This is a genomic window from Chitinophaga sp. SVR4-12A (genome assembly GCF_056754765.1).
Genome location: NZ_JBPGWP010000001.1, coordinates 6150037 through 6162640, shown reverse-complemented (window position 1 = coordinate 6162640; position 12604 = coordinate 6150037). Strand labels below are relative to the sequence as shown.

Annotated in this window: 4 protein-coding genes; all 4 read left to right on the top strand. The window is 51.4% G+C overall.

Annotation, left to right across the window (positions count from 1 at the left end):
* Positions 1 to 373: 373 nt before the first annotated feature.
* The 4 genes from ACR9Y8_RS24975 (at position 374) to ACR9Y8_RS24960 (ending at position 12587) form a co-directional block, all read left to right on the top strand.
* Positions 374 to 4477, top strand: a complete 4104-nt coding sequence (locus ACR9Y8_RS24975) for a hybrid sensor histidine kinase/response regulator transcription factor (RefSeq protein WP_481215976.1) — start codon at positions 374 to 376, stop codon at positions 4475 to 4477.
* 213 nt (positions 4478 to 4690) lie between these two features.
* Positions 4691 to 5995, top strand: coding sequence for a hemolysin family protein (locus tag ACR9Y8_RS24970; protein ID WP_481215975.1), 1305 nt, complete (start codon positions 4691 to 4693; stop codon positions 5993 to 5995).
* Positions 5996 to 6541: 546 nt separating this feature from the next.
* The gene (locus ACR9Y8_RS24965; RefSeq protein WP_481215974.1) at positions 6542 to 9391 is read left to right on the top strand and encodes a TIM-barrel domain-containing protein; all 2850 of its coding nucleotides are present in this window, start codon (positions 6542 to 6544) and stop codon (positions 9389 to 9391) included.
* A gap of 106 nt (positions 9392 to 9497) precedes the next feature.
* Complete coding sequence (locus tag ACR9Y8_RS24960) at positions 9498 to 12587, top strand: SusC/RagA family TonB-linked outer membrane protein (protein ID WP_481215973.1); 3090 nt, start codon at positions 9498 to 9500, stop codon at positions 12585 to 12587.
* Positions 12588 to 12604: the final 17 nt, after the last annotated feature.

Sequence of the window (12604 nt, the reverse complement as noted above, 5' to 3'; positions counted from 1 at the left end):
CCTGCAAGCTACATGCAGCTAACCTGTAATCAAAGTGATTACCGCTCCTACCTTCTTCAACAATGTAATTTGCGTACCTGGAGTGGTTGATATTTTGCCTGGTTCAGGGGTTATTTCAGCGCTTAAAATATTAAAAACATAATTTCAGAGGGAATAATTGCCCCTTATCTCCCCAATTTTCTCCTTAATGCAATCGTTTGCGTAAAAAAGCCATGCTAAAATTTGGACAGCGGTTTAGCACAACTTATTTTTACTTATATTATGGACCTGAGTACCATAACGTGGAATTTAGCACAAAAGGTCGAATTCTTTCGACCTTTTTAGTTTAATTTACGGCCGTACAATCTGTGGATGTAAAAGAGATAGGGAACGGATGAAACTAAAAGCCGTTATATTTTTCCTGTTATGCCTGTTGACTGCCTTGCGCATTACCGCGCAAACGCCGCAATACCAGTTTACCCGCATCGATGTAGACCAGGGACTGTCTAACAGCCAGATCAACTGTATATATAAGGACAACAAAGGATTTATCTGGTTCGGCACCATGTCGGGCCTGAACCGCTATGACGGCTACTCCTTCCGCGTTTTCCGGAACGACCTGCATGACTCCACCTCCCTACCCGATAATTACATCGAACGCATCACCGAAGGACCGGATAAGCTCCTCTGGATCTATGCCCGGGACGGCCAGCATATCTTCGACCCTGCCACCAACAGCTTCCGTCGCGATCCTCAACCTTTGTTGCAACAACTCGGTATCCCGGGTAACGCGGTAACAGATATTGTGAAGGATGACCAGGGACAATTATGGCTCATTCACCCCACCACGGGGCTATATTGTTACACGCCAGGCACACGCCCTGCCACGCACGTGGAAGACGCGGGTAATGACATTGCCGCCTTCACCCCCGGCAGCAACAACATTAACTGGATCCTGCACAATAACGGCGTACTGGAAAAAATGGACGCCCATACCCGCCGGATAACAGACCGCAATGATTATCTCTATCAGCAAAATAAAGGCAGCCAGCCTGGATACGCCTTCACAGCCGACCGCGATGGCGGCCTCTGGATCTACAGCACCAAAGAAGCCCAGGGCATCTGGTACTTCAATCCCGCCACCAAAGCCTTTGTACATTATGATCAGAACAGCAGTCCGGTAAAGCTGAATAATAACATCGTACGGGGCGTGGTACAGGATAACCAGGGACTGATATGGGTAGGAACCGATCACGGCGGCGTGAACATCATCGACAAACAACGGCAGCGCATATACTATATTACCAACATGCCGGAAAACCCCAAAAGCCTGAGCCAGAACAGTATCACCTCCTTATATAAAGACAATACCGGCATCATCTGGGTAGGCACTTATAAAAAAGGCGTCAGCTATTACCACGAGAACATCGTAAAATTCCCGTTGTACCAGCACCAGGCCTTTACGCCCGGCAGCCTCCCCTACGACGATGTGAACCGCTTTGTGGAAGATGCCGCCGGCAACCTTTGGATCGGTACCAACGGTGGCGGGCTCATTTATTTCAATCGCAACGATCATACCTTCACCCAATACCGGCACGATCCCCGTAATCCCAACAGCCTCGCCAGCGATGTAGTGGTCAGCCTCTTCATCGATCACCGGCAGCAGCTGTGGGTGGGCACTTACTTCGGCGGACTAGACCGTTTTGAAGGAGGCCGCTTTATACATTATACACACGATCCAGATAAACCCGGCTCCATCAGCAATAACAGCATCTGGGAAATATTTGAGGACAGCCGCCAACAGCTATGGGTAGGTACGCTCGGCGCCGGACTGGATCTCTACGATCGCGCTACCCAAAGCTTCCGCGCTTTCCGCCGCGAACAAGCCAATTCCATCCATTCTAACTATATCGCCGCCCTGCTGGAAGATAAACAAGGCAACCTATGGATCGGTACCGATAATGGTGTGGATGTAAGGCATCCGCAAACAGGCCGCTTTACCTTCTATGCCAATGATCCCCGCCAGCCCGCAAGCCTGAGCAATAACAACGTGATGTGCCTGTTTGAAGACAGCCGCGGCTGGATCTGGATCGGCACCCGCGAAGGCCTTAATCTTTTTGATCCGCAAAAGCAGCAGTTCCGCATCTTCCGTAAAGAACAAGGCCTGCCCGATAATACCGTACTGAACATCCTGGAAGATCAGGCCCATACATTGTGGATGAGCACCACCAATGGCCTTTCCAATCTCAGCATAGCAAAGCCGGCTAACAGCCAGGAATATACGTTCAGCTTCCGCAACTACGATGCATCAGACGGCCTGCAGGGCGCTGCCTTCAATGAGAACGCCGCCCTCCGCACCCGGCAGGGAGAGCTCATCTTTGGCGGCGGCAACGGCTTCAACCTTTTTTACCCGCATACCATCGCACAAAATAAAAACGTGCCTCCACTGGTGTTCACCGATTTCCAGATCTTCAACAAAAGCATGAAGGCCGGCGAAACGATCAACGGCCGCACGCTGCTGCAGCAGGATATCAGCACCACCAAAGAGATCACCTTAAAATATAAAGAGAACGTCTTCTCCATCACCTTCGCAGCCCTCAGCTATTTCCACCCGGAAAAAAGCGGCTATGCCTACAAGCTGGAAGGCTTTAATGAAGGATGGCTCACCACAGGCGCCGGACAACGTACCGCCACCTACACCAACCTGAACCCGGGCAAATACATCTTCCGCGTAAAAGCTTCCAACAACGATGGCGTATGGACACAGCAGCCACTGGAGCTGCACATCCGTATACTGCCGCCATTCTGGAGAACACCCCTCGCCTTTGCACTTTACGCATTGCTGATCATAGGCGCCCTGCTCCTCTGGAGACGCGTGATACGGGAAAGAGAGCGGCTTCGCTTCCGTATAGAACAGGAAAGAACAGAAGCGCAGCGAATGCATGAGCTGGACGCCCTCAAGATCCGCTTCTTTACCAACATCTCTCATGAATTCAGAACACCGCTCAGCCTGATCATCACCCCGCTGGAGAAGATCATCAAAAGCACGGGCGAAGTCAATATAAAAAGCCAGCTGGAACTGGTGCAGCGCAATGCAAAACGCCTGCTCAACCTCGTAAACCAGCTGCTCGACTTCCGGAAAATGGAAGTGCAGGAAATAAAGCTGCATACCACCGAAGGAGACATTATACAATATATTAAGGAGCTGACCGCCTCCTTCTCAGACCTTTCTGAAAAGAAGCAGGTACGGCTGGACTTCCGCACAAACATCGCCCACCTGCAGATGCATTATGATGCAGACAAGATCGAGAAGATCATCTTCAACCTGCTGGGCAACGCCTTCAAATTCACACCGGAGCATGGCAGCATCTCCGTAGAGTTGCAGCTGCAGGAAGGCAATACGCTGGCCATCATGGTAAAAGATACGGGCATCGGCATCCCGCTGGAACAACAAGACCGCATCTTTGACCGCTTCTTCCAGCACGAGGGACAAGGCTCCCTGCTGAACCAGGGCAGCGGCATCGGGCTAAGCATTACCAAAGAGTTCGTAAAGCTCCATGGTGGTGTGATCACGGTAGACAGCGCTCCTGAGATGGGTAGCTGCTTCACCATCCTCCTGCCCTTGAAGATGACCGGTGTCATGCTGCCCGCCGATACTCCAACCCATACCGCCATCAATACGCCGCAAGCTACCGGTATAAAACAGACGGATATACGCTACAATGGTAAAAAGCCGGTTGTCCTGCTGGTAGAGGACAATGAAGATTTCCGCTTCTACCTGAAAGATAACCTCAGCCTCTACTATCATATCATTACTGCAGAGAACGGGCAAAGCGCCTGGAATATCCTGCAGCAGCAAGCTCCAGACCTGGTGGTCAGCGATGTGAGCATGCCAGTGGTAGATGGACTGGAACTATGCCGCCGTATCAGGGCCCATCAACCTACGGCGCACATTCCAATTATCCTGCTTACCGCCCGTACCACAGAAGCTGATCAGTTGGAAGCACTGGACCGTGGCGCTACTGATTTCATCACCAAGCCTTTTAACTTCGAAGTGCTGCTGTCCCGCATCCGGAACCTTATCTCCCAGCAGGACCAGCTGAAAAAGTCCTTCCGTAAGCATATTGAAGCCAATCCCAGCGAAATAGCGGTGTCTTCTGCCGATGAACAATTCATACAACAGGCCTTGCAGGTAGTGGAGCAGCACATTGCTGATCCTGATTTCTCCGTGGAAGAGCTCAGCCGCGCTTTACATATGAGCCGGGTATCCGCTTATAAAAAGATATCCACACTCACCGGTAAAACGCCCATAGAATTTATTCGCTCCATCCGCCTTAAACGGGCAGCCCATCTGCTGGAGAAAAGCCAGCTCACCGTAGCAGAAGTAGCTTATGAGGTGGGCTTTAACAATCCTAAATATTTCTCCAAATATTTCAAGATGGAGTATAATGTACTGCCATCGGCGTATGGCAGGCAACAACACGATACAGACAATTGAGCAAGCCATGGTCTCCATTCCCGTCATTGCGAGGCCGTGTGCACAGGCGTTTGCGGGCAGCGAGGCCGAAGCAATCTCACAAACGATAAACGTAAAAACTACTAATCAATCACTTAACATTTGCCGTTTGCGAGATTGCTTCGTCGCCCCACGTACTTTTTCTCTACTGCTCCTCGCAATGACGGGAATACTTATTTAATTATATTTGCCTGCATGGTCCTCGATATATTTCTAACATTATTACTCGTCTTGCTGAATGGCTTCTTCGTGGCTGCCGAGTTTGCCATTGTAAAAGTCCGATCGTCCCAGATTGATATAAAAGAGGGAGTCAGCAAAAGGCTGTCAAAACTCGCCAAACAGATCGTTAACAATCTTGATGCTTACCTGGCCGCTACCCAGCTGGGTATTACACTGGCCAGTCTGGGCCTCGGCTGGATAGGAGAAGACGTTGTAACTACTATGATGCTGAAGCTTTTTAACGCGTTTAACCTGCCGCTCACAGAAAAAGCCGCTCACAACCTGGCCCTGCCCGCCGCCTTTATTGTGATCACCATCCTGCATATCGTTTTCGGTGAACTGGCGCCCAAATCGCTGGCCATCCGCTTCCCTTCCAGCACTACTTTCACCGTAGCCCTGCCTTTGCGCATCTTCTACTATGTTTTCAAGCCCTTCATATGGCTGCTCAACGGTTTCGCCAACAGCATCCTGCGAATGCTGGGCATCCGCCCGATCCACAGCACCGGTGAGATCCACTCAGAAGAAGAACTGCGCATCATCATACAGGAAAGCGCTGAAAGCGGCGCCATACAGGAGATAGAACAAGACATCGTAGAGCGGGTCTTCGCCCTCGGCGACCGCAAAGTAGGCGAGCTGATGACCCACCGCACCGGCCTGGTATGGTTCGACATCAAAGACAGCCTGCAAACCATCAAACAAAAAGCAGCCAAAGAGCTGCACTCGGTATACCCGGTGGCTAATGGCAACCTGGACGACCTGCTGGGCGTGATCTCCGTAAAAGACCTCTTCCCCGAGAACCTGAACAACAACGACTTTAAGCTGGAACACTATATCCGCAAGCCCCTCATTCTTCATGAAAGCACGCCGGCTTACCGCGCGCTGGAACATTTCAAGGGCAACCGGCTCCATTATGCCATCGTGGTAGATGAATACGGCTCCATACAGGGCATGATCGCTATGGACGATGTGGTGGATGCGCTGGTAGGCGATACCACAGAATACAACCAGGATGAATACCAGATCATAAAACGCGACGAGTACTCCTGGCTGGCTGATGGCCAATACCCTTATTTTGAGTTCCTGAACTACTTCGAACTGCCCGAACAGGAAGATGACGCAGGGAACTTTAACACCCTGGCAGGCTTCCTGCTGGAACACCTGCACCACATCCCCCAGGCAGGCGAAAAACTGAAATGGCATGATTTCACCTTCGAGATCGTGGATATGGACGATAGAAGGATTGATAAAGTGCTCATCACCCGCGAAGCAGAAGAAGAATAATTTTTCCCGGTATCGCCGTCATTGCGAGGAGCCCAGGGCATGGCGGGTTGGCTGCGACGAAGCAATCTTTTACACATAAGATTGCCTTAAAAGATTGCTTCGTCGCCCTGCGCTCCCACCTTCGCGGCTCCTCGCAATGACGGCGAGGAAGACCCTTACTTCGTGGCTTTCGCACTCACGCAATGACGGGAATTGACCCACACCAAAGGATGCTCCCTTCGCAATGACGCGAATGGACCCACACTAAGAATGCGCAATGACGGAATGGGCCCACACCAAGGATGCTCCCTCGCAACAACAGAAATCACTGATTTTCAATCCTATCTGCCTCTCTCCCTTAACATTCCCTACCCTTTTCCACATCATTTTACCCCCTCCGGTTAACATTCCCACCCCTAATCATAAACAATACCGTACCCTGCCATTCGATCCCTCCTGTTAGATTTGTCTCCACACGTTTAAACTAAAACTAATTCAACCAAACCTGGGATAACTGTTCCACGGACACGAAAAACAATGTTCCATCGCGTATTTAAATCCATGTATATGATCAAAAAGAGGACAATTCCGGTTATGCTGCTCACACTATTCGTCCTGAGCTGTAACACCGGTAATGTCGACAGGCTGAATGACGGTTTGCTTATTAAATTAAAACAGCCCGCTGAAAACGGCGCCCGGCAGCTCAAGCTCCAGGTAGTAACCGACAAGGTAATCCACGTGTCAGCCGGTCCGGGGAACGAGATCTCTTCCACTCCCAGCCTGATGGCTGCCGCCGGCGATCATCCCGCCGTACAATGGACCTCCGAAGAGAAAGGAGACACCGTACTGTTAAAGACAGCTGCCGTTACGGCACGCGTACTGCTCAGCACCGGCCGCATTAGCTTTACCGATGCAGCAGGTAAGCCCATACTGCAGGAAGCGGCAGACAGCAAAACATTCACCCCCCTTACTATCGACGGTAAATCACTCTACCGCCTTCACCAGGTATTTGAATCACCTGCAGACGAAGCTTTCTACGGCCTGGGCCAACACCAGACCGGCTTAATGAACTATAAAGGCCAGGATATAGACCTTACCCAATATAATTCCGTAGCCGTGGTGCCCTTCCTGGTTTCCAGCCGTAACTATGGCATCTTATGGGACAACTATTCCATTACCCGCTTCGGCGACGAGCGCCCGTACGAGCAACTGGGCAGCCTCACCTTATATAATAAAGCACATAAAGCCGGCGGACTGACCGCCACCTATGCTTCCCGTCAGCAACCGGAGAAAGTATTCCTGGAGCAGGACGAGAACAAGATTGATTACAGCTTCCTGCCTGATCTGAAAAAGATCCCGGCCGCCTTCCCGATGGACAAAGGCCAGGTGACCTGGGAAGGTTTTATTACGCCTTCGGCAGATGGTATCCATAAATTCTTTATGACCACCTCCGGCTATGTTAAAGTTTGGATAGACAGCACCCTGGTGCTGGATAAATGGCGGGAAGGATGGAACCCTGGTCCGAGTGTGTTCCGGCATCAGCTGTACAAAGGAAAGCAGCATGCCCTGAAAGTACAGTGGATCCCGGAGTCTACCCAGGCCTTTGTATCGCTGAAATGGTTAAGTCCTACACCGGAAGCACTGCAGAACAAATGGGCCCTTACTTCCGAAGCAGGTGAAAAGATCGACTACTACTTTGTATACGGCAAGAATACGGATGAAGTGATCAGCGGCTACCGCAACATCACGGGCCGCGCTACCATGCTCCCACGTTGGGCGCTCGGTTTCTGGCAAAGCCGCGAGCGATATAAAACACAACAGGAAATTGAGCAGACAGTAGACGAGTTCCGGAAGCGGAAGATCCCCCTGGATAATATCGTGCTGGACTGGTCTTACTGGAAAGAAGACGCCTGGGGCAGCCAGGACTTTGACTCCACCCGTTTCCCTGATCCCTCCGGGATGATCAGCAAGCTGCACAAGCAGTACAATGCTCATTTCATGATCTCCGTATGGCCCAAGTTCTATGAGGGCATTGACAACTACCGTCTCTTTGATGAAAAGGGATGGCTGTACAAACAGAATATCAAAGACCGTCAGCGCGACTGGATCGGCAAAGGCTACGTATCCACTTTCTACGACGCCTATAATGCAGATGCCCGTAAGCTGTTCTGGAACCTTTTAGATAAACACCTGTTCAGCCAGGGCGTAGATGCCTGGTGGTTAGATGCCACCGAGCCGGATGTGCTCTCTAACGCCACCATCGAACACCGTAAGGAGCTGATGAATCCTACCGCCCTGGGACCTGCCACACAATATTTCAATGGCTATGCGCTGATGAATGCCAGCGGCATCTATGAAGGACAAAGGAAGTCCAAACCGGATCAGCGTGTGTTCATCCTCACCCGTTCCGCTTACGCTGGTATCCAGCGTTATGCGGCTGCTACCTGGAGCGGCGATATTGCTTCCCGCTTCGACGAGCTGGCCCGCCAGATTCCCGCCGGTATCAACTTTTCCCTCTCCGGCCTGCCCTACTGGACCACCGACATCGGCGGCTTCTATGTAGAAGATAAATACGATCAACCCGCTCCACAGGGCGCTGCCCTGCAGGAGTGGAGAGAACTGAACACCCGCTGGTTCCAGTACGGCGCTTTCTGCCCGCTGTTCCGCAGCCATGGTCAGTTCCCCTACCGCGAAGTGTTTAACATCGCGCCGGAGAACAGCACAGAATACCAGTCTATGCTGTATTACAACCAGCTTCGCTACCGTCTTATGCCCTATATCTATTCACTGGCAGGTGCAACCTACCACCATGACTACACGATCATGCGCGGCCTGATCATGGATTTCGGCGCAGATACTGCCGTACGCAATATCAAAGACCAGTTCATGTTCGGGCCTGCGCTGCTGGTAAACCCGGTATATAATTACCAGGCCCGCAGCAGGGAACTGTACCTCCCCACCAACACCGGCTGGTATGACCTCTACAACGGGCAGTACACAGCAGGCGGCCAGCATATTACAGCAGCTGCGCCCTTAGAGCGTATGCCCCTTTACGTGAAGGAAGGCAGCATCCTGCCTTTTGGCCCTGCACTGCAATATACCGGTGAAAAAGCAGCAGATACCATCACACTCTATGTATATACAGGCAAAGACGCGCAGTTCACGCTCTATGAAGATGAAGGGTTGAATTATAACTACGAGAAAGGGCAGTTCAGCAGGATCGCGCTCTCCTGGAACGAAGCGAAACAAACGCTCAGCATCGGCGCCACCGAAGGCAAGTTCCCCGGTATGCTGCAGCAGAGAACATTCAACATTATAAAAGTAAGCAAGGATAAAGCCAAGGGACTGGATTTTAATCAACAGCCAGATCAAACGGTGCAATATAACGGTAAGGAACAAACGGTGCTGCTGCAATAGCAGCGCCGTTTACCATGAATACCCTGTAAACGTGCCACGACAAATATGAAAATACTATAACTAAGACCTGTCCAACAAAATCAACTCGTAGACAAACAAATTTCACATGCAAAACGCGTACAAAAAACTATTCGCATGGGCTACCTATGGCCTCCTGTTCCTGGCTCCGCTATTGGCCATGAACAGCGCCGCCGCCCAGGCAAACAAGCACAACCTTTCCAGTACTGTTACATCTGCAAAAGACAACAGCCCTTTACCCGGCGCCGCCGTGGTGATCAAAGGCTCTACTACCGGTATGCTCACCGATGCCTCCGGTAAATTTTCCCTGCAGGTAACAGATACGGACGTCATTGAGGTGTCACTCATCGGCTTCACGAAACAAGCATTCCAGGTAAATGGTCAGTCCACCATCAGCATTGCACTGCAAGACGCCACCACCGGTCTGGATGAAGTAGTGGTAGTGGGCTTCGGCACCGCTAAGAAACGTCTTACCACCGGCGCTATCGGCCAGGTAAAAGGCGCCAGCCTGGAAGAGAACCATACCCTGCGTGTAGACCAGGCCTTACAGGGCCAGATCCCCGGCGTACAGGTAACTTCCATGTCTGCCCAACCCGGTGAAAGCCCGAAGATCCGTATGCGCGGTACCGGTACTATCGGCAACGCAGATCCGCTGTTTGTAGTGGATGGCGTGCCCACCAATGATATCGGCTACCTGAACTCGGCAGATGTGGCCAGCATGGATGTGGTGAAAGACGCTGCTTCCCTGGCTATCTACGGTACAAGGGCTGCGAACGGCGTGGTGTTCATCACCACCAAGAAAGGCACCAAAGGCAAAACGCAGATCTCCTATGATGGTTTCTATGGCATCCAGAACCCGGCCCGCAAACTGCCCGTGCTCAATGCGCAGGAATACGCCATCATTATGAACGAAGCCTATATCAACTCCGGCCAGGCGCCCAGGATCCCGGTAAGCGAGATCAACAGCCTTGGCAAAGGTACCGACTGGCAGGAAGCGCTGTATAACAAGAACGCGCCTACGCAAAGCCATACACTGAACATCTCCGGCGGCAATGACCGTTCAGTATATTCTTCCTCGATCTCCTTCATGAAACAGGATGGTACGCTCGGGTTGAAAGATCAATCACAGTACAACAGGGTCTCTTTCAGGATGAGCTCCTCCCATAACGTTTACAAGGATGTCCTGAAATTCGGCCAGAATTTTACCTATACGCTTTCCAACAAAAGAGGAGTAGGCGTAGGTAATATCTACAGCAATACTATGCGCGCTGCGCTGAACGCCAACCCGCTGTACCCGATATATGATTCTACCGGCGCTTATGCCAGGTCTACCTTCAATACCAACGAAGCCAACCCTGTAGCGCTGATGGATTACCAGAACCAGAACAAGACCAAAACAGACCGCATCCTCGGCAACGTTTACCTGGAGCTGGCGCCCATCAAAGGACTGACACTGCGTAGTGATTTCGGGCTGGACCTGAACAACACCACCAACAATAGCTTCCTACCGGTATACAATCTTTCCGCCAATATCTCCAACCTGCACTCACGCGCCACCATGGGCTTTAACCGTTACACCGCCTGGAACTGGGATAATACCATCTCCTACCAGCACGCCTTCGGTAAGCACAACGCCACCGTGCTGCTGGGTACCACTGCCTGGGAAGACAATACCTGGTACGTGAACGGCTACAAGGAAGACCTCACCATACCGGACCTGGATCATGCTATCATAGACAACGGTACCAACGCGAGCACACAGAACATTTTCGGCAACCGCAACGAATCTGCGCTGCTCTCCTACTTTGGCCGTGTGAACTACAGCTATGATGATAAATACCTGTTCACTGCCATCTTCCGCCGCGACGGTTCTTCCCGCTTTGGCGGCAATAACCGCTTCGGTAATTTCCCGTCTCTCTCCGCAGGCTGGGTGGCCAGTAATGAGCAGTTCATGAAAACCAACTGGCTCGACTTCCTGAAAGTACGCGCCAGCTGGGGACGCAACGGTAACATACCGCAAGACCGCTTTGCCTATATGGCTACCATCAGTTCCCTGAACAAGGACTACTATTTTGGCGGCGACGAGACCCTGTTCACCGGCTCTTCTCCTGACAGGATCCCTAACCCCAACCTGAAATGGGAAACATCCGAACAGCTGAACATTGGTTTCGACGCAAATGTGTTCAAAGACTTCAGCATCAATTTCGACTGGTACCACAAAACCACGAAAGACTGGATCCTGATCGTGCCCATACCCGCTATCGGCGGTGCGCCGGCGCCTTATGTGAACGGTGGCGACGTTACCAACAAAGGTATAGAGCTGTCACTGGGCTATAACCATACCTTCGGTGATCTTAGCGTTGGCATCAATGCGAACCTGGCGAAGAATGACAATAAAGTAACCAACATTCCCAATGCTGAAAAGATCATCGTAGGCGATGCGAACGTTACATTCGTTGCGATCGATGAAATATACAGGGCACAGGTTGGCTATCCCATCGGTTATTTCTACGGTCTGAAAACAGCCGGAATCTTCCAGAACGAAGCAGAAGTACAAAACTACCGTGACAAGAACGGCGGGATGATACAGCCGAACGCCCTCCCCGGCGATGTACGCTTCGTAGACCTGAATGGCGACGGTGTGATCGACAGCCGCGACAAGACCATGATCGGCAAACCTAATCCCGACTTCACCTATGGCCTGAACCTGAACCTGGGCTATAAAGGTTTCGATCTGGGAGTATCGCTGTACGGTGTAAGCGGCAACCAGGTGCACGATGGCGCCCGTGATTTCGGATCACCTTTAAGCAATTATTCTACCGAAATACTGGGCCGCTGGCACGGCGAAGGCACTTCCAACAGGCTGCCCCGCGTGACCCTCAACGATGACCTTAACCAAAACTGGAGCCGCTCTTCCGACCTGTTTGTGCATGATGCCTCTTTCCTGCGGGTAAGAAGCATTAACCTGGGTTACGACTTCAAAAAGATATTACTGCGTAATGTGCCCCTGCAACAGCTACGCCTGTACGTTTCGGGCACCAACCTGTTCACGTTTACCAAATACAAAGGCATGGATCCTGAGATAGGCTACGGTCCGGTTAGCTGGGCTTCCGGTATAGACGTAGGTACCTATCCGCAGCCCCGTACATTCATTGTAGGGTTAAATGCGAAGTTCTGATCATAAACAATTACGCA

What these genes read in the sequence shown, in the direction of transcription:
- ACR9Y8_RS24975 (WP_481215976.1), top strand. Translation starts at nt 374, where the DNA reads ATGAAACTAAAAGCCGTTATATTTTTCCTGTTATGCCTGTTGACTGCC.
- ACR9Y8_RS24960 (WP_481215973.1), top strand. Translation starts at nt 9,498, where the DNA reads ATGCAAAACGCGTACAAAAAACTATTCGCATGGGCTACCTATGGCCTC.
- ACR9Y8_RS24970 (WP_481215975.1), top strand. Translation starts at nt 4,691, where the DNA reads ATGGTCCTCGATATATTTCTAACATTATTACTCGTCTTGCTGAATGGC.
- ACR9Y8_RS24965 (WP_481215974.1), top strand. Translation starts at nt 6,542, where the DNA reads ATGATCAAAAAGAGGACAATTCCGGTTATGCTGCTCACACTATTCGTC.